This window comes from Psychrobacter sp. KFRI-CH2-11, assembly GCF_038239325.1.
Lineage (GTDB): Bacteria > Pseudomonadota > Gammaproteobacteria > Pseudomonadales > Moraxellaceae > Psychrobacter > Psychrobacter celer.
In genome coordinates this window covers 2115583-2140567 of sequence record NZ_CP151283.1, presented here as the reverse complement: position 1 = coordinate 2140567, position 24985 = coordinate 2115583, and the positions used below count along the sequence as shown (strand labels likewise).

The 24985-nt window shown below is 47.2% G+C and carries 22 protein-coding genes; 9 read left to right on the top strand and 13 right to left on the bottom strand.

What is annotated here, in order from left to right:
* Nucleotides 1-27 precede the first annotated feature (27 nt).
* From AADH33_RS08795 to queC, 3 genes are all read right to left on the bottom strand, one after another.
* Nucleotides 28-525 (bottom strand): peroxiredoxin, encoded by a 498-nt coding sequence (locus AADH33_RS08795; protein ID WP_274633197.1) that lies wholly within the window; start codon nucleotides 523-525, stop codon nucleotides 28-30.
* A 195-nt stretch (nucleotides 526-720) separates the two neighbouring features.
* Nucleotides 721-1050: a hypothetical protein gene (locus AADH33_RS08790; RefSeq protein WP_075101077.1), complete on the bottom strand. Its 330-nt coding sequence runs from the start codon at nucleotides 1048-1050 to the stop codon at nucleotides 721-723.
* 249 nt (nucleotides 1051-1299) lie between these two features.
* Nucleotides 1300-2076, bottom strand: a complete 777-nt coding sequence (gene queC / locus AADH33_RS08785; protein WP_348548650.1) for a 7-cyano-7-deazaguanine synthase QueC — start codon at nucleotides 2074-2076, stop codon at nucleotides 1300-1302.
* A gap of 351 nt (nucleotides 2077-2427) precedes the next feature.
* On the opposite strand from queC, the gene ttcA reads away from it, so the two are divergent.
* On the top strand, nucleotides 2428-3561 hold the full coding sequence (gene ttcA, locus AADH33_RS08780; RefSeq protein WP_348548649.1) for a tRNA 2-thiocytidine(32) synthetase TtcA: 1134 nt from the start codon (nucleotides 2428-2430) through the stop codon (nucleotides 3559-3561).
* A gap of 104 nt (nucleotides 3562-3665) precedes the next feature.
* On the opposite strand, the gene AADH33_RS08775 is transcribed toward ttcA, so the two are convergent.
* The 6 genes from AADH33_RS08775 to ccoN all read right to left on the bottom strand — a co-directional run bounded on the left by AADH33_RS08775 (nucleotide 3666) and on the right by ccoN (nucleotide 9867).
* A complete protein-coding gene (locus AADH33_RS08775) occupies nucleotides 3666-4247 on the bottom strand; it encodes a FixH family protein (RefSeq protein WP_348548648.1) in 582 nt (193 codons plus the stop codon).
* A gap of 358 nt (nucleotides 4248-4605) precedes the next feature.
* The gene (gene ccoG, locus AADH33_RS08770; protein WP_075101082.1) at nucleotides 4606-6015 is read right to left on the bottom strand and encodes a cytochrome c oxidase accessory protein CcoG; all 1410 of its coding nucleotides are present in this window, start codon (nucleotides 6013-6015) and stop codon (nucleotides 4606-4608) included.
* 407 nt (nucleotides 6016-6422) lie between these two features.
* Complete coding sequence (ccoP, locus tag AADH33_RS08765) at nucleotides 6423-7559, bottom strand: cytochrome-c oxidase, cbb3-type subunit III (protein ID WP_075101083.1); 1137 nt, start codon at nucleotides 7557-7559, stop codon at nucleotides 6423-6425.
* Entirely contained in the window at nucleotides 7556-7738 is a 183-nt protein-coding gene (locus AADH33_RS08760) for a CcoQ/FixQ family Cbb3-type cytochrome c oxidase assembly chaperone (protein WP_075101084.1), read from the bottom strand. The genes ccoP and AADH33_RS08760 overlap by 4 nt, the downstream gene beginning before the upstream one ends.
* Complete coding sequence (gene ccoO / locus AADH33_RS08755; protein WP_075101085.1) at nucleotides 7738-8376, bottom strand: cytochrome-c oxidase, cbb3-type subunit II; 639 nt, start codon at nucleotides 8374-8376, stop codon at nucleotides 7738-7740. Before ccoO ends, AADH33_RS08760 begins: the two co-directional genes overlap by 1 nt.
* 9 nt (nucleotides 8377-8385) lie before the next feature.
* Complete coding sequence (ccoN, locus tag AADH33_RS08750) at nucleotides 8386-9867, bottom strand: cytochrome-c oxidase, cbb3-type subunit I (RefSeq protein ID WP_075101086.1); 1482 nt, start codon at nucleotides 9865-9867, stop codon at nucleotides 8386-8388.
* Between the two features lie 874 nt (nucleotides 9868-10741).
* On the opposite strand from ccoN, the gene AADH33_RS08745 reads away from it, so the two are divergent.
* Nucleotides 10742-11131: an SCP2 sterol-binding domain-containing protein gene (locus AADH33_RS08745; protein WP_100749228.1), complete on the top strand. Its 390-nt coding sequence runs from the start codon at nucleotides 10742-10744 to the stop codon at nucleotides 11129-11131.
* 174 nt (nucleotides 11132-11305) lie between these two features.
* Here the strand turns inward: AADH33_RS08745 and AADH33_RS08740 are convergent, their stop codons facing one another.
* Entirely contained in the window at nucleotides 11306-12277 is a 972-nt protein-coding gene (locus AADH33_RS08740; RefSeq protein WP_198335517.1) for a hypothetical protein, read from the bottom strand.
* Between the two features lie 453 nt (nucleotides 12278-12730).
* Here AADH33_RS08740 and AADH33_RS08735 point away from each other — a divergent pair, with 453 nt between their 5' ends.
* The 3 genes from AADH33_RS08735 (at nucleotide 12731) to AADH33_RS08725 (ending at nucleotide 15103) form a co-directional block, all read left to right on the top strand.
* The gene (locus AADH33_RS08735) at nucleotides 12731-13966 is read left to right on the top strand and encodes a lipoprotein-releasing ABC transporter permease subunit (RefSeq protein WP_075101089.1); all 1236 of its coding nucleotides are present in this window, start codon (nucleotides 12731-12733) and stop codon (nucleotides 13964-13966) included.
* 58 nt (nucleotides 13967-14024) lie between these two features.
* Entirely contained in the window at nucleotides 14025-14705 is a 681-nt protein-coding gene (gene lolD, locus AADH33_RS08730) for a lipoprotein-releasing ABC transporter ATP-binding protein LolD (protein WP_075101090.1), read from the top strand.
* A 77-nt stretch (nucleotides 14706-14782) separates the two neighbouring features.
* Complete coding sequence (locus tag AADH33_RS08725) at nucleotides 14783-15103, top strand: hypothetical protein (RefSeq protein ID WP_243456049.1); 321 nt, start codon at nucleotides 14783-14785, stop codon at nucleotides 15101-15103.
* Nucleotides 15104-15177: 74 nt separating this feature from the next.
* On the opposite strand, the gene AADH33_RS08720 is transcribed toward AADH33_RS08725, so the two are convergent.
* Nucleotides 15178-15759 carry a DUF2062 domain-containing protein gene (locus AADH33_RS08720; protein ID WP_241900650.1) on the bottom strand — a complete coding sequence of 194 codons (582 nt, stop codon included), beginning with the start codon at nucleotides 15757-15759 and terminating at the stop codon, nucleotides 15178-15180.
* 236 nt (nucleotides 15760-15995) lie between these two features.
* On the opposite strand from AADH33_RS08720, the gene AADH33_RS08715 reads away from it, so the two are divergent.
* From AADH33_RS08715 to AADH33_RS08700, 4 genes are all read left to right on the top strand, one after another.
* Complete coding sequence (locus AADH33_RS08715) at nucleotides 15996-18983, top strand: ComEC/Rec2 family competence protein (RefSeq protein ID WP_348548647.1); 2988 nt, start codon at nucleotides 15996-15998, stop codon at nucleotides 18981-18983.
* Between the two features lie 255 nt (nucleotides 18984-19238).
* On the top strand, nucleotides 19239-20294 hold the full coding sequence (gene sppA, locus AADH33_RS08710) for a signal peptide peptidase SppA (RefSeq protein WP_348548646.1): 1056 nt from the start codon (nucleotides 19239-19241) through the stop codon (nucleotides 20292-20294).
* A gap of 151 nt (nucleotides 20295-20445) precedes the next feature.
* On the top strand, nucleotides 20446-21351 hold the full coding sequence (locus AADH33_RS08705; RefSeq protein WP_348548645.1) for an alpha/beta fold hydrolase: 906 nt from the start codon (nucleotides 20446-20448) through the stop codon (nucleotides 21349-21351).
* A 224-nt stretch (nucleotides 21352-21575) separates the two neighbouring features.
* A complete protein-coding gene (locus AADH33_RS08700) occupies nucleotides 21576-22370 on the top strand; it encodes a CPBP family intramembrane glutamic endopeptidase (protein WP_348548644.1) in 795 nt (264 codons plus the stop codon).
* 89 nt (nucleotides 22371-22459) lie between these two features.
* Here the strand turns inward: AADH33_RS08700 and dusA are convergent, their stop codons facing one another.
* Nucleotides 22460-23431: a tRNA dihydrouridine(20/20a) synthase DusA gene (gene dusA / locus AADH33_RS08695; protein ID WP_348548643.1), complete on the bottom strand. Its 972-nt coding sequence runs from the start codon at nucleotides 23429-23431 to the stop codon at nucleotides 22460-22462.
* A gap of 200 nt (nucleotides 23432-23631) precedes the next feature.
* Nucleotides 23632-24885 (bottom strand): MFS transporter, encoded by a 1254-nt coding sequence (locus AADH33_RS08690; protein WP_348548642.1) that lies wholly within the window; start codon nucleotides 24883-24885, stop codon nucleotides 23632-23634.
* Between the last annotated feature and the right edge of the window lie 100 nt (nucleotides 24886-24985).

Below are 24985 nucleotides of genomic sequence, written 5' to 3'. Positions count from 1 at the left end.
GTCAGTGATTATTATCTTGTCAGCTGGTTAAGGCGTTAATGTTGCTAGCAGACGATCGGTATAGCCTTTGGCACGCAGGTTACGCTGTGCATGGGTAAGGGTACCGTTTTTGTCAAACACAAAGGCAGAGCGTACCAGCCCCAAGGTGATTTTGCCGTACATGTTTTTTTCTTTGATCACATCAAAATATTGGCAAAGCTTTTCGTCAGTATCGCTAATGAGCGGGATGTGTAAGTCATGCTTGGTGATGAATTTTTGATGAGAGTCGATACTATCGCGCGAAACGCCAACGATATCATAGCCTAAGTCATCAAACTCGTGGAGGCGCGCGGTGAATTCGGTCGCTTGTGTGGTGCAGCCAGGCGTATTGTCTTTTGGATAAAAGTATAAAATAAGGCCTTTGTCGGTATGGGCGACCATCTCTTTTAGGCTGATGTCATCATGGATGAAGTGGCCGTCTAGCGCTCTGACGATGGTGACAGGAAAATCAGGTAACTCGATGCTCTCTGTGGTGGGCTTTGCCATGCTAATGTCCTTATGGTGTTATAGATGGTTTATATAGTATGTATGTCGCAAGTATAGCGAGCTTTATCAGCGTTATCGTATTATTATTATAAGCAGATTAGCAAAAATGAATAATCAGTTTTACACTTTGTCTATTTATCCTCAACAAAAAAGACTGGCAATAGCCAGTCTTTTGTACATCGTGCACCTGTTATCTTAAGCAGGTTTTTGTGGCTGCTTAAGGTCTAGACCAACTGTGCATTGCTGTAAGTCTTTTTGCATTTTTTTGACATACGGCAGATTGGAGGGGTCTTTTTTGTTTTGTGCGTAGCTTTCGATTTCCCACATTTGACCGATGGTCATGTTGCTACGGACGCCGATGGTGCAATTGCACAGTTTGGTGGCAGTACTTTTGTCAGCGACTTTATATTTGACCGCGCCATTGACACAGGTATTGATATTGTCTTGCTTGATATCAGCCGCGTTTGCTTGGGGTAACGCAAAGATGGCAGCTAGGGCTAGGGGTAATACTGGCAACAACTTCATAAATATCCTCTTACAGGTGGCGTCTGTTTTATAAATTTGGTGTGCGCCGCTGCTATCAAGGTACAGCGATACGCGGATGATATCGTCACTTAGGTTTTGTAACTAATGTCTTGCAATCAATGCAATCGCACATACCATAGCAAGGATAGGGCGCAAAATACAATGATGACATGCTGTGTTAATGCAAGCGAATGTTTCGCAAATGTTGATTGTTGGGCTGCGCACCTACAAAAACTGCGCTATCTGCGCTTAGGCCTGATAGCGGGTAGGGTCGACGACGCCTGCTTGAGCAAACCCTTGACGACGCAGCGCGCAGCTATCACACGTACCGCAAGCCAAGCCATTGGCGTCTGCGCGGTAGCAAGAGATCGTCTGAGCATAATCGACACCCAATGATAGACCAAGCTCGATGGTTTTGGCTTTAGACAACTGCTGCAGGGGTGTCTGAATCGACAAATGATGACCGGTCACGCCCGCTTTGGTCGCGAGGTTGGCCATGTGTTCAAAGGCCGCGATATACTCAGGGCGACAATCTGGATACCCTGAGTAATCGACGGAGCTGACGCCAATGACGATATGATTGGCATCGGTCACCTCGGCCACGGCCAGCGCGTAGGATAAAAAAATCGTATTGCGTGCGGGCACATAAGTATTGGGAATGGCGTCATTATCAACCTCATCGTGCTGCTGATTGGGAAATGTGTCGGTAGCGCCATCAGGGATCGTCATACTGTGGTCGGTCAAAGACGAGCCACCCAACTGCGCGATATCGATATCAATGATACGGTGGCTGACCTTGGCAGTTTTGGCAATGGCTTTTGCGGCGACAAGCTCACTGTTGTGGCGTTGTCCGTAGTTAAAGCTGACCGCTGTCACCGAGGCGTAGCGCGCCTTGGCCCAATACAAGCAGGTTACCGAATCAAGTCCGCCTGATAGTAGTACGACGGCGTTTTGCTGATGCACATCTGTGTCCAGCTCGTCAGCAGCTTGAGAAGAGGAGGCGGGCGGCAAGGTAGCGTGAGTCATAGTGGTGTCTGTTATTGGTTGAGAAATAGTGAGTAGCTTAATAGTGATGGAGGCTATCTGGCTATTTTAGCAAAAACACCTGCCTGACAGAACCTTCTGGCGTCTTTTTAATGATGCGTGCCTAAAGCTAGCCACCGCTCGCGCCTGTGACAAGTTGCGCGGATAAATTAACGTCATCTTTTCAATCTGTTAGCAAACTTTGATATAATCGCAGCCGTCAGGGCACCTAGGGCATCCAAAATATCCAAAGTTTCCAAGATATCTATGTCAGCGCAGGCTTTAACAGATTGCCGATGAATAGGTTGCCCTTCATGATAGCCATATAATTTTAGTAAAGATATTGAGTAACTTATGACCGCAGCGACCATATTCACGCCAAACGCCATGCCAGAGCTTGTTGATACAGCGGCCGATGCAGGCTTGGGCAATGATGACTTGTACCCTGAGCACGATAGCATAGAAGATGCTGCTGACAATAGCGCGGATGATGACGGTAGCACGTTGGAGCCTACGCAAACAGCGGCGTTTCGCAAACTACAAAAAAAGCTGCGCCGCCAAGTGTCGTGGGCGATTCGTGACTTTAATATGATCGAAGATGGCGATGTGGTGATGGTATGTGTCTCAGGCGGTAAAGACAGCTACACCCTGCTAGACATCTTGCTGCTACTTAAGCGTATCGCGCCGATTCACTTTGACATCGTGGCGGTCAATCTGGACCAAAAGCAGCCAGGCTATCCTGAGGATATTTTGCCCGCTTATCTGAACGAGCAGGGCATCGCTCATTATATCTTAGAAAAAGATACCTATAGTATCGTCAAAAGCGTGGTACCAGAAGGCAAGACTTATTGTTCGGCCTGTTCGCGCTTACGTCGCGGCTCGCTATATGGTTTTGCCAAGCAAATAGGCGCGACCAAAATCGCATTAGGCCATCATCGCGATGATATGCTTGCGACGTTCTTTTTAAACCTCTTTCATGGCGGCGCGCTCAAATCAATGCCGCCAAAACTGCTTAGTGATGACAAGCAAAACTTGCTCATTCGTCCGCTGGCCTATGTCGAAGAAAAAGACATCATCGAGTATGCCAAACTCAAAGAGTTCCCCATCATTCCTTGCAACTTATGCGGCAGTCAAACCAATCTACAGCGTGCCATCATCAATGACATGCTACGTGAGTGGGACGATGCCCATCCGCAGCGTTTGGCGTCTATTTTTAAGGCCATACAAAACGTCGCACCATCACAGCTCGCCGACCGTGAGCTGTTTGACTTTGAGACCTTGAGCCTTGATCGTGATAATGAGGAGCGTCTGTTTGAGGGGGATAATATCCAAGCAGGGCAGACTCAGAGCTTGGCCGATATTGGCCTGCCTATCGCGCCTGAGACCCAAACGTTTAATCCTAAGTTTGCCAGCAAACCGCCAGCAGAGAAGCCCACAGACAGCCGCTCTACCGCACAGAAGATTCCAACGATTAACCCTGTGATTTAAAGAGAGCCGATTCACTCACACTCGTGTCAGAAAAAAAACCAGCGCATTATTAATTAATGGCTGGTTTTTTTGGTTTTGGCGTAAGTTAAGAGCCAACCCTGTGGTTAGCTTTCTGAAAAGACGGGTAGCGGCTCAAAGCTTACCTCGGAGCGCGGTAGCCGTGCCACATCCTGCATACGCCAGTCATCCTTACCATCATTACTCACTTGTAGATAGTATTTGGCTTTTACAGGATCGATATCAACATGAGCACGGTATTGATTGCCTTCTTCGTGCTGGAGCACCACATCGCGATCTTTTTTGATATCGGTAGCATGAGAGATAGACAGCGCCAGCGTCTCAGGATAGGTGAGAGGTGTGCCGTTTAGGAGCTTGCCCGTCTGTAAGCTTTGTTCAGGATAGTTTAAATAAAACACAATATCGCCATTATCAGCAAACTGCATTTCGCCATGCAAATCCAAATCATGCGTGAGCTTATCACGAGAGATGTCATGATAGAGGGTCTTGCCATCCATATACCAGTCGTCACGTACCACACTGTCACGGATTTGGTAGGAGTAATACACAAACCAGATGCATGCGATCACGACCAGCGCTGGCATGCCAATCACAAAGATGACGACCATGTAGTTTTTATACCATGGCTGCGTATCTTGATGCTTAAAGTTTGGTGCTGGAGTAGACATAAAATACCTATTAATCGGATAACGGTTTAGCAGATATCATATCACTAGATACCGTAAACGCTATCACTGGATAATCTAATGGCACACTGCTGCCAAGTGACAAATGACTCATCCGCCAATCGCTAATCAAACCAATTGTGAGCGACTAACGGATGAGCGTTATAAAAATAGCCGGACCAATCACGGCGTCTTGGTGCTTTTGAGCACCGAGCCTTGACTCTCAGTGCTTTGCAACATACATAAAAGCTTTTAAACCTAAACACTTTTAAATGTAAGTGCTTTTAAATGTAAGTGCTTTTAAGCGTCAGCGCTTTCAAATATAAGTGCTTTGAAAAACCAAAGCCTTTAAAGCCAATATTTACTGACCTTGAGTGGTAAAAATGTTTTGTTTGCTTACCTGATATTTGCCATCTTCGCTGGTCACGGTCAACGTCACTGGCGTTTGACCAAATTCGATCACATCTGGATCGCCATAGATGCTCAGTGGCATATCAAAGCTTTCGCCTGCTTCTAAAGGCACATCGTTAAATCGTAGCGCTAAGCTCAGTCCTTCTTGTGGCACCAAGGCGATCTTATAAGTGTGCGGCTCTTGGGTCTTATTGGTCAGTTTGATGATATAGCTGTTTTCGATCATACCCTGACTATTGATAGAGGACAGCTGGTTGCGGTCACGGCGAATATCAAGCTCTAATGGCACGCGGCCTGTGAGCGCATATAGCACACCGCCGCACAGTATCGTCAGCAATGCCAGATAAGCAAATAGGCGCGGACGCAGTACACGGCTTGGCTCTTTTTCGGCCAATTGACGCTCGGTCGTATAGCGAATCAAGCCACGTGGGTAGCCCACCTTGTCCATGATCTCATTACAGGCATCGACACAAGCGGCGCACTGAATACAAGCGACTTGTAAACCATCACGAATATCGATACCGGTTGGGCACACCTGCACACACATTTGACACTCAATACAGTCGCCCAAGTCATCAGGGTTGGTGCCTTTTTTGCGAGGGCCACGCGGCTCACCGCGCTCATAATCGTAGGAAACAATGAGCGTGTCTTTATCAAACATCACACTTTGAAAGCGGCCGTAAGGGCATATCTGGATACACATCTGCTCACGCATATAACCGGCATTGGCATAAGTGGCAAAGGTAAAGATAAACATCGAAATCCATACCCACGTTGGCCAATCAGGCACAGGGACAATCCCTATCATCTGCCAGCTTTGATATAGATAATCAGTACCCGCGACATAACTGACAAAGGTCGCCGCGGTAATCACAGAAAACACAAACCAAATAAAATAGACCAACGCTCGCTTAAATGCTTTTTTTGCGCTCATCGGTTCTTTATCAAACTTGATGCGTTTATTACGATCGCCGATCACCCATTTCTCGACATACTGATAAAGGTGTGTCCAAATCGTTTGCGGGCAGGCATAACCACACCAGACGCGGCCCGCATAGACGGTCACCATAAAGAGGGTAAAGGCGGCGATGATGGCGAATGCTGCCACAAAATAAAAATCTTGGGTCAAAAACGTCATGCCAAAGATATAATAGTGCTGTGAGGGGACATCAAACCATATCGCCTGCCTACCGTTGTATCGCAGCCATGGCAATAACAAAAACGCCGCCAGTAGTGCATACATCGTGATGACACGAATATTTTGGTAAAAACCTGTGACAAACCTAGGATGGACGCGATGCTTGGTGGCGTCGAGGTCTACTTGTTGTACAGGGATCTTATTGGGTTGTTGTGCTGACATAAACGTGCCTCTTTAAAAAAAGAATCAGTCTGCTGGCATGATGAACAAACACCTTGGATAATAAGATGTATGAGTGTGCGATGTTATCAATGTCAGTGGGTAGAGGGCAAGACAATCACCTAATCGATGCCAAACCAACTACCAAATGATCGATGGTCAATAGCTAAGAGTCGATAGGCAATACGGCATTCGGGCAAGTCATCAATATCTCTGCCTATCAAATATATATTTTAGCATTCTCCCTACTATAAATGGGGTGATAATCCTAAAAAGCAATCTACTGATACCTAATATAGGTGTCTATATATAAAATATATATAAAAAAGGGAGAACTGCAATGACAGTCCTCCCTTTCTAGTAAATCCATTAAACAGTCTCAGCAATTGGCTGATTCATAACGATTAAAATCAGTTAGCAGTAGCTTCTGCTGGCGCTTCAGTCGTCGCAGTTGCTGTAGCAGCTTTGGCTGAATTAACAGGCTTGTCTGATAAAGAGTAGACATACGCGGCAAGCAGCATGATACGCTCATTACCCAATTTTGTCTGCCACTCAGGCATCACACCAGCACGGCCATAACGTAAGGTCTCGCGGATGCTTTCACGATCGCCGCCATAGAGCCAGATATCGTCTGTCAGGTTTGGCGCACCAGTAGAAATCATACCTTTAGCGTCGTCACCATGACAAAGCACACAGTTAGTCGGCTCGTTAAAGATAACCTCACCTTGTGCTACCTTGGTCTGATCTAGATCGTAACCTTGTTGGTTACCAGAGATCGATAGAACATACTCAGAGACTGCACGTACGCCATCTTCACCGATCTGATCACGCCATGCTGCCATGCCACCAACCCGACCATTATGCAGGGTCGTTAGGATGTTTTCAGGCGCACCACCATATAACCAATCGTTATCGGTGAGGTTTGGATAGCCCAAAGCGCCCTTGGCATTAGAGCCGTGACAAACCGCACAGTTTTGTAAAAACAAACGGCTACCCACTTTCAATGCATTTGGGTTTTCAGACAGCTTTTCGACATATGGCGCCAGCTCTGCAACTTTTTGATCGATCTGAGTTTGCAGGTCAGCTGGCGGGTTGTCGCTACGACGCATGGTCGCTTGCATATCAGCCAATGTCGCTAGCGTCGCTGTTGCACCGCTGGCATCTGCTTTTGCCAAGATGTTTTTTTCAAAGTTGTCTGTAAATACTTTGTTGTTGCTCTCAAGCTCACTATATAGCTCGTTTTTAGAGGTCCAAGGCACAGTTTCGCCATCGACTTCTACCGTGGCAAGACCATCCCATTTCGATGGGAAAATCGCTGGAAAAAATATCCAATAAGCAATTGCCCATACGATTGAACCAAAGAATATGACCAACCACCATTTAGGTAAGGGCTTGTCGTATTCTTTAATACCGTCATATGCGTGGCCTGTCGTACCATCGTCTTCTAGTTCTGGCTTGTACTTCAATACCATTAGCAAGACACCGAGGATAGCAGCCCAACACATGATACTTAGTATGGTAATCCAAGAACTCCAAAAAAATGTCATCGTTTATCCTTATTGCGCTGCTCTTCAGACAGAGACTTTACATCCTCGTCATCAAGCGCAAGTTGTGCATCTTCTTCGAAGCGTTTTTTGTTTTTTGGCGAATACGCCCACCATGCAACACCTACGAAGGCAACAAAGGCAGAAACGGTCGCAATTGTTTGTAATTCACCAATACCCATTAGCGCTGTCCTTCCATCGCGGTGCCTAGTTGTTGTAAGTAGGCAACCAAAGCATCAAGCTCAGTGGCACCAAGAACAGCATCTGGCGCGCCTTCGATGTCTTCTTCAGTGTAAGGCACACCGAAGCGATCGCGGAATAAACGCATTTTAGCTTGAACATTTGCACCGTTTACTTCATTGGTTGCAAGCCATGGGAAACCAGGCATGACTGACTCTGGTACCAATGAGCGCGGTGCGATTAAGTGCTGTTTTTGCCAGTCTTCAGAGTAGCGTCCACCAACACGTGCCAAATCAGGTCCAGTACGTTTTGAACCCCATAAGAATGGATGGTCCCACGTTGACTCAGCAGCGCGTGAATACGGTCCATAACGCTCAACCTCGGCACGTAGTGGGCGCACCATTTGGGTATGACAGACGTGACAGCCTTCACGGATATAGATATCGCGACCTTCAAACTCTAGTGCCGTCCACGGCTCCATAGCGGGAAGGGGAGCGTTAACCCCACCTTCCTCAGGACCCTTGTTATCATAAATCAGTGGTACGATTTCAACTAGCGTTGCAAAGCTAATAGCAATAACGATACCGATGACCAACAAGCCTGTATTTTTTTCGATAATTTCATGCGGTGTACCAGCCATGATCGCTCCTTATACGTTAGCTGTCGATGGTTTTTCGACACTAGGTTCATGATCCGTTGGATCCGCGACATCTACAGGCTTACCTTCTGGCATCTTGAGTGTTTTATAGCAGTTATATGCCATAACAAACATACCCGATACATATAAGAAGCCACCAAAAGCACGACCGATATACGGGAAGTGTGAGAACTCAACCGTATCAACGAAACTATATACCAAAGTACCGTCAGGGTTGGTCGCTAGCCACATCATGCCTTGGCCAATACCTGAGATCCACATAGATACGATGTAGAAGATTGTTCCAGCAGTCGCCAGCCAAAAGTGCGTGGTGATTAAGCTGATAGAGTACATTTTTGGTTTGTTATAGATACGTGGTAACAGTACATATAGCGAACCAATGGTAATCATACCAACCCAGCCAAGCGCGCCTGAGTGTACGTGGCCGACTGTCCAGTCAGTGTTGTGTGATAGTGCGTTCACCGTCTTAATAGACATCATTGGGCCTTCGAACGTCGACATCGCGTAGAACGACAATGCCACAATCATAAAGCGAATGATCGGGTCGGTACGCAGCTTATCCCAACTACCTGATAGCGTGAGTACACCGTTAATCATACCACCCCAAGATGGCGCAAATAGGATGATAGAGAACACCATAGCAAGAGACTGCGTCCAATCAGGAAGCGCTGAATAATGCAAATGGTGACCACCAGCCCACATGTATGACGCAATCAATGCCCAAAAGTGAACGATAGACAAACGGTAAGAATAAATAGGACGACCAATCTGTACCGGAACGAAATAATACATCATCCCAAGGAACGCTGCCGTTAGGTAAAAACCTACCGCATTATGCCCGTACCACCACTGCACCATGGCATCGGTTGCACCACCAAATAGCGAGTAAGACTTAAACGCACTAACAGGAATCGCCATACTGTTTACGAGATGCAATAAAGCAATCGTAATAATGAAAGCACCGAAAAACCAGTTAGCCACATAGATATGTGAGGTTTTGCGTTTGATTAGCGTACCAAAGAACACAATGGCATAAGATATCCATACCAAAGCAATCAAAATATCGATAGGCCATTCAAGTTCTGCGTACTCTTTAGTAGAGGTCAAACCTAATGGTAGGGTAATAACCGCTGAGACGATAACCGCTTGCCAACCCCAAAAGGTAAACCACGCTAAATAAGGCGCAAATAGTCTCGTCTTACAGGTACGCTGCACCACATAATAAGAAGTTGCGAACAGGGCAGAGCCACCGAACGCAAAAATGACCGCGTTAGTATGTAGCGGTCTTAAACGACTAAACGTCAGCCATGGAATGTCAAAGTTGAGTGCTGGCCATGCTAACTGTGAAGCAATGAACACACCAATACTCATGCCGACGATGCCCCATATCACGGCCATTATCGTAAAGAATCTTACGATAGTAATTTCGTACTCACGGTCCACTGGGGCGACTGCTGTGTTTTGTAAACTCATTGGATGATTCCTTTACAGCCCGAATTATCAACAGAATTAACTAACGCTCCGCACCATCTAGAGCTATCTCTTAGATGAACTTAGCGGTACATGCTGTTTTTGGTCTGCCTATTATCCTTAGATTATCACCTATCTGTCTAAGCTTGCGCTTAATAGCAGCGGGTATTAAAGACCAAAGCGTATTGACGCCAAAGGTATGTAGCTGCTCGATAGTAGGATTGTCAATAATCTGTCAAAATGAATAAGCAGATGCGCCGTTTTGAGCATCAAACATCTAATGAGGCAAAGTATTTATCTTAATTATTACTAAAAACGCTGTACCAATGAAGATAGATACCAATATCCATAAGGTCCTAAAACCTACTGACCGTAGATGTATGCTAGCGGCGGCTGACAAAAAAACATGTTTAGGTAATGTTTAGTTAAAACTCCCGACTCTGTTTAAGGGTATTGTAACGCAATCCTAATCAAATATCATCACACTCATACGCCAAAATACAAACTCTTTGGTAAAAATCTGAGCAAACAGCGGAAAATCGCTGTGTCATTTGTGCATTTTATACCCAGTTTTACGACGATTCTAGAGAGCGCCTGTGACAAAAAATGCGGTGAATGACAGGAAAAAAACATCAACGATATCGCCGCAATTATCTTGTATCAAACCCACGATAGTTGCGACCATGCGATTTGAAGTGGGCAATATTTTTGTAACAATCTCGTCATATGCTGTCTAAATAGGTTTTACTTATCCGCCGCTCGGCCCTTATAATGTGGCTGAACACAATCGATAACCGCGCACCTTTGGTCGCCTAATCTAAGGTGTGCCCTCGTTATTGGTACGAGGCGCGTCTTAATAACAATTAAGGATAATAATATGGCAGTTTTTTTGACAGATAAATGGTTTGAGCAAGTAGAGCAAATGAGCAACGACGCGGGTGAGTTAAATCTGCCGCCTGCCTTGGCAAATATGGTGGTCAATCTAAAAGTGTCTGATGCTGAGCAAGATATCGAGGCCAATTTTGCCAATGGCCTACTGCACCGCGGCCTAAATGAGTCGGCGACCACGACCTTGCTGTTGGATCGTGATATTTTACAATCTATCATCACCGATTTTAATACCAATGAAATAATGGGGGCGTTTATGGCAGGCAAGATTCGTGTCGAAGGCGATATGTCACAGCTGATGGCTGTGCAGACCGCGCGTCCAAGTGCTGAGCAAAAAGAGCTGTATAATCGTATCAAGTCTATGACGACGATGGCGTAGATCTTATATTGAGTGGTTTGTACTCAAGCCATTGATATACAATTCACTCAGATATACAAAAGCCCCTAATTACTTAGGGGCTTTTATTTGCCCAAACATTCAACTGTCATAACAGCGGGACAATCATCTGTTTATCGGACTACTGTCTTGTTTCATTAGGTTGTATCAATTTTATCAGCTGGCTTTAGACTGCGCCGACGCTTGCTGGTTTTCTTTATAGATGGCGGCTTGGAGCCAAACGTTTGCTTGCACATAGTCGTGAACAGCAATCGCGGCAGTTTCAGGAGTATTGAGGGCAGCGATACGCACGACGAATGGGTCGGCATCTTGCTCACGCAGTATCACTACATCAAACAACAAAATGGATTTATCATTAAAAGTCGTTTCTTGCTTACCGAGCACTTGACCTTGGCACCATGCCTCGTCCTCTTGGCCTAAGGTGTCGCCAAATAAATACGCGCACATATGACCGAGGTTGATTTCGACAGGCGCCATCTGCTCTTTGGTCTCAGGTTGCCAGTTGCTGATTTGCTCTTGTAGGTCATCTGGGATTTGGCCGTCATTGGCAGCGACGATGTCATTAAAAGCACGGTGATAACGAATCGATTCTTGATCCTCTACCATCACCACTTCGTTTTGTTCGCTTAGCTGGATTTCGTGCGCCCATGCGCTAAAATTGACAAAATAACTGGTGTCTTGCTGATATAAATGGCGATTGGTGGTATAAAGTTGGTCAAAGGCATAAATGATACTGCCATCAGCCGTGCGTAAGCGCAAAACGGCGTCGTGCGAGTGATCGTTGGCAATGATACGCTCGATTTTACAATGCAGCCCGTATGGGCTATCGACGCAGGGGTAGGCGTTGATAAAGCATTCAGGCTTGCCATCTTTCATGGCCAGTACTTGATTGATGTGGCAAGGCTGGTCTTCTGAGAGCAGCAGACAGCTGTCTTTGGCACTGATGTTGTTGTTTAGGCCTTTGGGCATCGCCGCATGTTCGATCATCTTCTGTAGCCACTCTGGGACGTCGTTGCTCATATCGTCTGTCAGAATACGCCAATGATCGGCATGGCCGGCTGATTGTTCGTCGCTCAAAGCGACTTTGGTGGGGGACTGGATGTTTTTATATTGGTAGTTGATGGTCATGAGATACTCAAAATTAAGTCAGCGTGGGGTTTGGACCTAAAGTGACGGGCTTATATACCAATGTATCATATCAAAATTGGGTGATGATAAGCTGCGACGTTTTAGCGAGAGGTCAACAAACCGTAATGAATGAGGGGTTAATGACAATTGTCTTTGGCATATAATATATAGGTATTGCCGCAAGCAATAGCAAGCCCCTCATAAAAAATAATAACAAAAGTGAGTTTTTTCGCAAAAAAAATGGGCAGTTTGTGCGAATGACTGGCACATATAAGACAAATTGTGTCAAACTAGCTCCCTTTTGACGGCTGCGTTTGGCTCGTCTGAAACCCTATTTTTGTGTTTGATTTATATGTGGGTATGGTCAGTGTTCTTAGAGAATAGAGCGCTGCGCCGCCACTTGTTTTTATAACATATATAGAGTCGCACGTAGATAAGATAAAGAGTTTGAATATGTTTCGTCCTTTAGCGTTATTTATCGGCTTACGTTACACCCGCGCAGAGCGTAGTAATCGCTTCATCTCCTTTATATCGCTGATATCCATGATTGGTTTGACGCTTGGCGTTGCGGTATTGATCACAGTGCTTTCGGTGATGAATGGCTTTGATCGTGAGCTCAAGACCCGTATTTTGGGTATGGTGCCGCAAGCCACGGTGGTGTCATCAGAGATTATTAGTGACTGGCAGGATCTGGCTTCTCAGATCAAAGAAGACCCTGAGGTCGCAGCAGTTGCGCCATTTATCCAGTTACAGGGGATGCTGACCTCAAACGGGCAAGTCGCGGGTATCATGGTCACAGGTGTCGAGCCTGAATACGAAAAAGACGTCTCTATCATCAATGAGCATATGGTCGAAGGTAGTATTGACACCCTACAAAGCGGCGAGTTTAATATCGTGTTGGGTGAGGAGATGGTGCAATCGCTCGGGCTGCAGCTGGGTGATAAAGTCACGCTGGTCTTGCCAGAAGCCTCTCCGTCGCCTGCTGGTGTTATTCCGCGGTTTAAGCGCTTTACCTTGACGGGGATATTTACCATCAGTCCAGAGGTCGACAGTCTGATGGCGTTTATCCCAATGGGCGATGGCGCCAAACTGCTGCGTCTGCCAGAGGGCGCTCAGGGCGTGCGCATGAAGCTCGATGACATCTTTGCTGCCCCAATGGCAGCAGAAAAAGCGGCGGCCATCGCCCCTGAAAGGCTCTATCCCAGTGACTGGACACAGACGCATGGTAACTTGTTTGGTGCCATCCAGATGGAAAAAGCCATGGTCGGTTTGCTGCTGTTTTTGATCATCTTGGTCGCCGCGTTTAATATCGTCTCAAGCCTTGTGATGCTCGTCACTGACAAAAAAGCCGACATCGCGATTTTAAAGACTTTTGGCGCGTCACCACGTCTGATTACGCAGGTCTTTATGGTACAAGGTGTGGTGATCGGCTTTATCGGTACCATTGCTGGGACGGTATTGGGTATTATATTTGCGCTGACGGTCAGTGATATCTTGGGCTTTATCAATCAAAGCTTTGGGTTGAATCTATTTGATGCCTACTTTATCAATTACTTACCATCGCAGCTGCGTTTGACGGATGTGCTATTGATTACTACGGCCTCGTTTGTACTGAGCTTTTTGGCCACTATTTATCCAGCACGCCGCGCCGCTAAGATACAACCAGCGCAAACGCTGCGTTATGAGTGATAAACTTACCCAACTGTGCACGATACAAAACCAATAGCAATAAAATAAAGGAAATACCATGTCTGCCATCTTAGAGGCAAAAAACATCAATAAAATATATGATGAAGGGGCGGTCAGTACGCAGGTATTGACAGGTCTGGATTTGACCGTCAATGCAGGCGAGCGTATCGCCATCGTTGGCACCAGTGGCTCAGGAAAAAGCACGTTGCTTCATTTACTGGGCGGTCTTGATACACCAACCAGTGGTGAGGTTTGGCTACATGGTAAGTTGCTCAATAGCATGAATGAGACTGAGCGCGGGGCGATGCGTAATGAATACTTGGGATTTATTTACCAGTTTCATCACTTGTTAGCAGAGTTTACCGCGGTCGAAAACGTCGCTATGCCGCTGCTAATGCGCCCAAAAGTATCGACGACTGATGCTCGAGATCAAGCCATTGCGATACTAAAGAGTGTCGGTTTGGAGCACCGTTTGACGCACAGACCAGGTGAGCTATCAGGCGGTGAGCGTCAGCGAGTGGCGATTGCGCGTGCGCTGGTCACCAAGCCCTCACTGATCTTAGCCGATGAGCCAACGGGTAACTTGGACTATGACAACGCTCAGAGTATATTTGGGTTATTATCAGAGTTACAAAACACCATGCAAACGGCGCTACTAATGGTGACTCATGATCGCAGCCTAGCGGCACTGGCAGATCGTCAGCTGCTACTGCGTAACGGTCATTGGGAAGCCTACTAACGCCCTAGATAAGCTGATACAAAACCCCAATCACAAGCTGATCACTGACAGCGTTGCTTATAGTTAAAAAGGTGACTATGATGAATAAAGATGACGACCCAATCGCCGCGTTTGGTAGTGCCGAAGAAGGCAATGAGCCGTTGCAGCCGTATATCGATCCGGCGCTGTTTGATACCTTAGACAGACGAGCGCAAATAGAGATACTCACACCAATCTTTGATGCGATTACCATCGCAGGCGTGGACTACGACCTAAAGGTACAAGACAGCGCCACAGGCAAGCGCTATGTACTGCTCAATGATGACAAAGTGATTGAGGTCTTTGTCATGGACAGTAATCTGACCGACAAGGTCAAAAACGCCATCGATGCGCACAAAGCGCGTGAAGGCGAGCTATAGCGCGAAGGGCTTGCGAATGGGCTTGTTATTCGCGATATTAGCAATAATAGAAGGACGGCATGACAGAGGCCGTATTAGGGTTTGTCATAAGGCGATTGGTCTGAGGCGTCTTGTTGCCGCTTTTGCCAACTAACGACGGTTTTGTAGCGCCAAATAGCCTTGAACGCCAGACCGCAAATAAGACTACTAACCACGGCCAATATCGTCAGGCCAAGACAAAAAGCGGTCAGTGATACCGTGCCTTTATAAGTGATAAAGGGGTTGGCACCGTCTGATAATGCCCATAAACTAAAATCAGCAATCATCCGACCGATCAGTCGCAGGCTGATCATGGGCACATCGATGATTTTGGCACCGATATAGTAGCCTGCATAAAATATCGGTAGGCTGGTCACAGGGTTGGTAATCCAAGTCAGGCCAAGCGCCATAGGGACGTTGGCACGAAAAATAAGCGAGCCGAGCAAGGCCAGCAGCATTTGCCCTGGCAAGGGAAAAAATGCACTGAGTACACCGATATAGACCGCCTTGTTTAAGCTATGGCGGTTAAAATGCCATAGGCGTGCGTCAGCCAGCTGCGGAGCAAACAGTTTTAAGGTACGGCTTTCTAGTATTTTTTCTGGTGTAGGGAGCAGGTCTTTGAGACGTTTTTGGGGCACAGGATCGCCTTTCATCGTTAACGACAGTCCGCTCAAGCGCATTGATGGACTGAGATAAAGTAGTATTAATAATAAAAATCAGGCTAAAAGTTTTATTAGAATATAAAGGCTAACAATGTGAGATCATCCTTAGCGCAATATAGTCAATTAGTATAGGGTAATAGTCGTATAAATGCTATTGCATGACGTGTCAGTCGTGATGGTTTTATGATCAAATCCTCGAGCAAGGAGTGCTGGTGTATTGGTTGGTAGGTGGTTTGATTATCGTCGTGATGATGGGGGTGCTGGCTGTTGCAGATAGTATGCCAAGCGTCTCATCACTGGTTGATACCATTAATCCTTCAGTATTAGCCCTCATACTAGTGGTAATGAGCCTTGCGCTTATTATGCTCTCTCGCCTTTATACACCTGCCACTCCAGCCGCGCAATCAACGCCATTTTCTTCTCAGACCTCCTCGCAGTCACCTGTTATTGAGTTATCCATTACCAAGCGCCTTTTGCTCATTGCCCGTCATATAGTGGTCGTGATACTGGCAGCAGGGCTAATAGGGGTTAGCGCGTTACAAGCACTGGTCAGTCATCAGCAAGCGGAGTCGAGCAAAATCACTGAGCCACTACGCGTGCAAGCATTGGTGACAATCGAAGGTATCAGCGATAGTGTTTTGGATGCAGCCGCAGATACGGGCTATCGGCAGGTGGCAATCATCACCCACCTCTCGCCTTTGGTCTCTGAGCTGACACCGCAAGATTTGGATAATATCACCGCCAGCCAATTAGCAGGTATACAATCACATAACAATGAAAATAGCCTAAGTATTAACAGCAATTCAATCAATCTTGATACGCTGCACACCGATAGGCATCGCATATTGCTCAGTGCTTATCCTCAAGCTTCGCGTCAGCCTAAGGCGGCCAAGCAGTTTGCCAATCTCTCTCAGCTAAAACCAGGGGAGACGCGGTGGATGAGCTTGGCGCTGTCTCCATTGGCGACGGCCGAGCAGGCAACCAGTAGTCCCTCTGGCTTTGACAGCTATCGCTGGTTGCGCGGTCGTCATATCGATGGAGTGGCGCGTGTCTTGGCGACAGCGACGCAGCCTGCCAGTACTGCTGATACAAAGTTGCTTGCAGCATCTTCTCTCTCTCATCTGTCGCACGTGCGTACGTATATCGATCGCGGACGTTGGCAGCTGCGCCAGCATTTTTATCAAGGCTGGCATGTGCTTACTGGCGATGAGCAACAAGCAAGGGCGGTTACGCTCAGCTTGCTGACAGGAGATAGGAGCCTTATCAATCGCGAGACCAAAGAGCTATACCAGCTGGCGGGCATCTCGCATTTACTGGCGATATCAGGCACCCACGTTTTGTTTTTGGCCATTGTATTGGCAGGTGCAGCGGTGATGATGGTCAATCAGTTATATCCCGCCCTGTATCGTCACGTACCGCGCTGGCAAGTGCGCTGGTGGGTAATGATTGGCGCGGCTTTTGTTTATGCGCTATTTACTGGGTTTGATGTGCCTGCTGCTCGTACCGCCTGGATGCTATTTGCTATAGGACTGATGCGCCTGAGCTTATTGCCTATTAGTACCATGCGGGTATTACTAGCGCTGGCTGTTCTTATGGCGTGGCGCGATCCTTATGTATTATGGCAGGCAGGCTACTGGTTATCCTTTGTCGCAGTGGCGCTATTACTTAAGTATGAAGACAGATCACATCACCATCGTACATTGGCCAGCACGCAGACAAACATACCATCGTCGCATCAGGATAAAGCTGGCGGCAGACTATGGCTGCGGCAAGGATGGGGCGTAGCCAAACGCGTCTTTAAGTTACAGTTTTGGTTGTTTATTGCTTTATTGCCCATCACATTGCTACTCTTTGGTAAGGCCTCATTATGGGGTCTTATCATCAATATATTTGCCATTGGTTTATTCGGCTGGGTCATTGTACCGCTGAATTTATTGGCAGGCTTGATTTATCTGTTATCACCGACGCTGGCAGATGGTCTATGGTCGTTTGTCACCGCCATTATCCTGAGTTTGCATCAGCTAATCGGTTGGTTGACGACATTGCCTGCATTGTCTGCCGCGTGGTTGTACACATTCATCAACATGGCTATCGTGCTAATGATGGTATTGGTGATATTGCCTTGGCTGTTGCCACGAGGGTTCATCAGTCGCGGGTTAGCACTGCCGCCTTTGATGCTGCTCATGATGACGGTTTATGCCAATCAGCAATCATTAATGGCTGTGCCGACTCTTTACTTATTGCCGACTGGCGATCAGTATATAAGCGCCAGCGTGCTGCAATACCCCATGACGGATGACAGTGGGGAGAGTGGTGAAGATGAAGTCAGTTGGTTGTTTTTGGCAGATCACAGACCAAGTGATGCACCGACCATGCCAAGTAGGCTTACCGCAGAAGCATTGTCTGCCACTGTGGCGCAGCAGCTGGGTAGCTTATCAATACAGCGCTTGCACGGTGTCGTTGTACAAAGTAGCAGCGCCGCTTTGAGTCAAAGACAAATCAATGAAAATCCGCCAAAGTCCTTGCAGGCTTCTACCTCTGAGTTGTTGCCTCTGACAGTGCTGCAGCTATCGCAGCATTTACCGACTTATCAGTACTGGCAAGCAGGGCGCATCGATCGATGGCCAGCCTTGCAAGCCGCTTATCAAGTCACTCATCCCGCCGCGGCAAAGTCTTCTATCAGTGCGCAGCGCTGTGAGGAGGGCAAAACATGGCAATCGGCCAACAAGGAGCTGTCCATCACCGCGATGACAGGTTGGCGTCAGATAGAGGACGCTAGCGTGTGGGACTGTACGATAGCGATAGATCTTAGCGGTATAAAGAGTAGCCGTATGCCAATACAAGTGCTTAGGTATAACGCGGCTGCACCGCTCAAATCTTCTGCCGCTAGCGTGCAAGCATTTCTTGATCGATTAGCGGCTCAGCCATCTGACTCATCACCGCCGCAGCGCCATACACCGCCTGAACGCATCATCTTAAATGCCGATAGCCATGCACGAGTCTGGCAGTTATGGTCGCTGATGTGTACAGATGAGCGCGCAATGCCTGCACAGAGTAGGTGGCTCGGTCACAGCACGTCGTCTGTCACCGCTGATGTACTAGAGCGCCAGCGTGTCGGGGTAGTTATCACGCATGATGATAAAATATTGCCAGCCGCGCTGCCCTTAGAGACAAGAGAGACAAGTATGGCGTCACCCTAATAAAGATACTGCCATAAAAACAAGGTTTGGCCGATCAGTGTTACAATATGGTGATATTTCACCGTTATACTATATTTCACCGTTATACTATATTTCACAGTTATGCTATTGAACCATGCTAAAAATAGCACCATACTTAGCAGCACTATTCACAGCTAATATCAATGGATGACATCATGGGCAAAGTATCACGGCCCATGTGTGCTTATATGCTGTTTTTTATCTTTTTAGATTGTTTCTGACTTAGGAAGTTATATGCCCAATTGGCCACCAGACCCTAACAAACGTCCTGATAATACCCCAAATCAGCCAACGCCAATACAGCAGCCAAGCCAACCAAGCGGGCAAGAATGGCGACTACTAGAAAATACCTTGTTGGCCAGTGTGGTCGAGCAGCGCCGCGCCCGTCGTTGGGGGATTTTCTTTAAGCTATTAACCTTTGGCTATATTTTACTGATATTTTTGACCTTGGGCCGTGGTTGCAGCAGCAAAGCGCCAACGGGGCTCGAAGGTGTCGATACCAGTAAGCCGCATCTGGCTGTGGTCGAGCTACAAGGGGTCATTAGTAGTGGCGATGTGGCCAACGCGTATGACGTCAATGAAGCCCTGACCCGCGCCTTTGAAAACAGCAATGCCAAAGCGGTCGCCTTAGACATCAACTCGCCTGGCGGCTCGCCCGTACAGTCTGATGAGATTTGGCAGACGATGATGGACTTGCGTCAAGAATATCCAGACAAAAAGCTCTATGCCGTCATCGGTGATGTCGGTGCCTCAGGCGCTTACTATATCGCGTCTGCTGCTGATGAGATTTATGTCAATCCGTCAAGCCTCGTCGGCTCTATCGGGGTGATTATGCCAAGCTATAATATCGAAGGCTTGATGGATAAGTTTGGTGTCGAAGACCGGACCATCACCGCAGGCGAGTACAAAGATATTTTAAGCTTGTCACGCCCACTGACCGACTATGAAGAAAATCATGTCGAAAAAGTACTGGCCAACACTCATAAGCACTTTATCAACGCTGTAAAAGAAGGCCGCGGCGACCGTCTAAAAAACCCTGAACAAAATAAGCTGTTTTCAGGTCTTTTTTGGACAGGTGAGCAGTCCATCGAGTTGGGTTTGGCAGATAAAAAAGGCAGCATCGCCAGCTTAGAGAAGCAGTTAGAGCTAGACAATATCGTCAACTATAGCCCAACTGATCCGTTCCAGCTATTTATGGACCGCTTTGCCGTTAAATTGGGCGCTGGCGTGGGTTCGAGCATCGGCCTTGATGTGTTGCCACAATCAGAGGGTAACGCGCAGATGCGCTAAGTACTGTATGTTTTCATACGATTGTGTATGATGGGTGAGGCTGGGCATATGCTCAGCCTCATTGGTATGTCACATTCATTATCTGTTGTACCAATGATAAGTCACATAAACCACATTGTCACATTTGATCAGGATCTGATGAGAGCTTGTTATGAATGATGAAGTCAAATTGCAGACCTTTAGCGCCGCATTGCCCGTCTCAAAAATAACTCAGAAGCCAGTGCTACATTTTGCTCATGCCAATGGTATGCCAAGCGCAGTCTATCAGCCGTTTTTTGAGCATTTATCTGAGTTTTTTACCATTGAGTATATCGCCAGACTGGGTGATACTCCTGGCTATCCGGTGGATAATCATTGGCGCAGCCTGACGCAGCAGGTTATTGATAGCGTAAAAAACGCATGTGACAAGCATGGCGTGACTCAAGTGGTGGCAGTGGGTCACTCGCTTGGCGCGATGTGTACCTTGCAGGCACTGTACCGCGCCCCTGAGTACTTTGCCCAAGCGGTGCTGATGGATCCGCCATGGATTTATGGCAAAACCAGTCTACTTTGGCATATGGCCAAAACAATAGACAGCCTGCCGCTGATGAATAACCGCCTAATGGATGCATTGTCACCCTCTGGGATATCGAAACGTCGCCGTGATGTTTGGGACAGCCGAGAGGAAGCCTACGAAAAAATGCGTCATAAAGGCTTTTTTAAGAATTTTGATGAGCGCAGCTTTCAGGGCTATATCGAGCATGGCTTGCACGAGCGCGCCGATGGCAAGGTGACACTGGCCATCCCCAAAGCCAGTGAAGTGGCGGTGTTTCGCACCAATCCTTCTTGGTATTGGCTGACGCCCAATCGTGGCCCTAAGGTACCTGTGACGTTGATTATCGGCGAGGATAGCTTGTTTTTAAAGCGCCACTTCCCGCAGCAGGTTCAATCGCGGCTAGGCATTGCGTACCAGACCCATGCGGGCGGTCATATGTTCCCACTTGAGTACCCAGAGGCGGTCGCGCAGCACGTACTATCATTGATTGAGCAGCAATTAAAACCTAGCGGCGAAAATTAACCACCTATACCGCCCACGGCGACAGATACAGGCTATAGTCGATTCTAAATAAAGCAGATACATTGTATGTCAACGTGGAACTGGGATAAATTTTCCTTGCGTGCTGTGCCTGCGCTGCTCGATACTGCATAAAATTTATCTCAGTCCCACTGTATCGTTTTTATACTGAACTCATTATATAGGATCTAAATAGTTAGGCAGCTTGCTACTTTAAGTGACGATTTATGCAAAAAAACACGACCAGCGCCCATCAAACCTCTATCACAAAACACCCGCCGCTGTTTTCGCGTTTGGGCACGTTTGTGCTGACGGTAGGGGTGGTGATGGCGTTTTTTATCAGTCAGCTATTAGGGGTTTATATCGCTGGCAAGTTGGTATTGCCTACTGGTAAAAGCGCCAGCATGGCTGATATTTTTTATTTTGGCAGTAATGATGGCACGGTCGTCAGCCTCTCTATCCTCATAGGCTGTGTTTTGTTAGTCGCTATGAGCGGTTTGCTGATCGGTATCAGGGGCGGCAACGTACGTCAGTATCTGGCACTAACGCCGTTTTCACTCGCAGTCGGTATGGGTATGCTTGGGGTGTTATTGCTGTTTATGATTGGCAGTCAGGCTTTGACGTATGTGTTGGGTGAGACGCCGCTGGTGTTTGTCGATCCGCTGTATCAGTCTGTCAGCTCGGTGTGGCTATTGGTGTTTGCGATGGTGATCGTCGCGCCTTTTTATGAGGAGCTGATATTTCGCGGGCTCCTGTGGTCGGCAATCGCTGAGCAATTTACAGATACAGATAATTTATCACACCCGTCGCCGCGCGGGGCAGTCGTTGCAAGCGTCGTGACCAGTTTGATATTTGCGGTCATTCATGTGCAGTATGGCGTCTATGAGATCAGTACCATTGTGGTATTGGCATTGATATTTTGTTATGCGCGTTTTAAGTCAGGCTCGCTGCTGCTGCCGATACTACTACATATCATCAATAATGGCGCTGCTATGTGGCAGTATCTGGCGCAAGTGGCTTAAGTAGTAATTATTAATTGCTAATTACTGCGTGAAACACCACATTACTTAAGTTCATGTGGTGTCAATCCATGTGGTCTTAATCAGTACGGCTATACATCAGGATTGAGCGCCAACACCTCATCAGCTGCCCGCTTGACATCGTCGAGCGTTAGCTGCGGTTTGCCGCTTAAGGCTTGTCGCCATTTACGCGCGCCCATCAGCCCTTGAAATAAACCCAGATAGTGCCGCGTCATCGTAGGCAGCGCTTCGCCTTTAGCGATTTGTGTTTCTAGATAGGGGAATAGCTGCGCCAAAATCTCTGAGCGCTTGGGCGTAGGCGCACCCCACAGACGATTGGCCTCTGCCAGCAGGTAAGGGTTGTGATAAAACGCCCGCCCAATCATCACCCCATCGACGTGCTGCAAATGCGCCTCGATATCTTTGATGGTGTCGATACCACCATTGATCTCGATATCGAGCGTAGGGAAGTCTTGTTTGAGGCGGTACACATCGTCATAGCGCAGGGGCGGTATCTCACGGTTTTGTTTGGGGCTCAAGCCTTGTAGCCAAGCGGTACGCGCATGGACAATAAAGCGTGTACAACCAGCCGCTGCTACTGTCTCGACAAAGTCCACCATAAACTCATAACTGTCAAAATCATCAATACCGATACGGTGCTTGACGGTCACAGGAATATCGACCGCAGCCTGCATATGCTTGACCAAGTCAGCAACCGTCTTAGGCTCCGCCATCAGACAAGCGCCTATTTTATTGTGCTGCACACGATCGGATGGGCAGCCCACATTGATATTGACCTCGTCATAGCCGTATTGCTGGGCAAACTCAGCACACTGCGTCATCTCGCTATTGTCGGCGCCGCCCAGTTGCAACACCAATGGATGCTCAAGCGTATCAAAGCGCAGATGCCGATCGCGATTGCCATGGATTAATGCACCCGTGCTGATCATCTCAGTATAAAGATAAACATGCGGATTAAACAACCGCGCAAAGTAACGATAATCTGTCGTTGTCCAATCAATCATAGGGGCAACAGAGAGTCGTTTATTGCTCATATCAATCATAGGGGTGGGGCCTTAATAAAGAGTCGTTAAATGTGTAGTAGTGGCTAAATGTCTAAGCGTGGTTTGGTTTATGGAGTCTTAAGCGCATAAAAAAGTGTCATGCAGCTGCCATGACACCGTATGTATCATCCATGATCCATCATTCATTCATCATCTATAAAGCTAAGACACGACCGAGGCTGCGACCCGTTAGGTCGCGACTAGATCACATGCTCAATCTTTTTAAACTCGGGCAAGTTGTAAAAATAAAGGCCCATGATGATACCGATAAAACCGATAAATGCAATGTAGAGAGCCGGAGAGAAACTCACTAGAGTCGTGGCATAGCCGAGCCCAAAAGGAATCGAGATACCGACGATGCCGTACGTGACATTATAACAAAGTGCCATACCAGTTAGGCGCACATTGGTCGGAAACAGCTGTACCAAGATAGCTGGCATCATGCCAATAATGCCTGAGCAAAAGCCTAAGAGGGCGTACATGATCAAGATATAATCGCCACCAGCGTCTAAATGATAAAAGAAAGCAAAAATCATGGCGATAAGTAGCGCGGAGCCTGCGGCAAGAATTTTACCAAAGTTTTGGTAGTTCGATAAAATCCCATAAAAAACACAGCCAAAAATCATAAACACAATGCCCAGACTGTGTGAAAACCCAAACAAATCCGCATCTAGGTTAAAGCGCAGCTTGATCAAGTCGGGCAGCAAAATGACAACGACGGTGGTGATGCTGGAGATGATTAAGGTCAAAATCATCCCAATAAAGACAGAGTGCTTGCAGTGCTTAGACAGCAGCGTCAAGGGTTTGGCGACATAGTTTGGTGGTTTTGATGCTAGCATGGCCGTAAAAAACGGCGTTTCACTGACCAAACGCCAGGCCAATAGCGGCAAAAAGCTCAGTATGGCTGCCACAAAAAAAGGCAGTCGCCAGCCATAGTCGACCAATTGTTCAGTGGTCATAACGTTCGACAACCACATAAAAAACGCATTTGAAAACAACACACCCACAAAAAAACTGGCCGTGACATAACTACAAGCAACCGACAAATACTGACGGGGCACGTGCTCGGCCACAAATACCCAAGCCAAGGGCACATACAGGCCAAAAGCCATTCCTTGTATGAGCCGCAGCAGGATAAACAAAGCAGGTGATATCAGTCCCCACTGTGCATAGGTCGGCAAACAAGCCATGACTAGCAAACTGATGGCACTGACGAGCATACTGACGAGCAAAGTAAACTTACGCCCTTTGATATCTCCATAGCGTCCCAGCAAAACACCGCCGAATGGACGAGCAAGATAACCGACGGCAAACAGTCCTAACCCTTGTAGCCGAGCAACATTGGGATTGCTATTGACGGGGAACAGCGCCGATGCCACGATATCTGAGATATATAAATAAATCAAAAAATCAAAAAACGCGACGGCGCTACTAAAGCAAATAAACAATACCATGTTTCTATCTTTCGTAGACATCAGGGCATATTGAGAACGAGTAGGCATAGTAAATCACGCATCCACACCACAAGCTAATGTGGTCGTTAAGCCGATTATC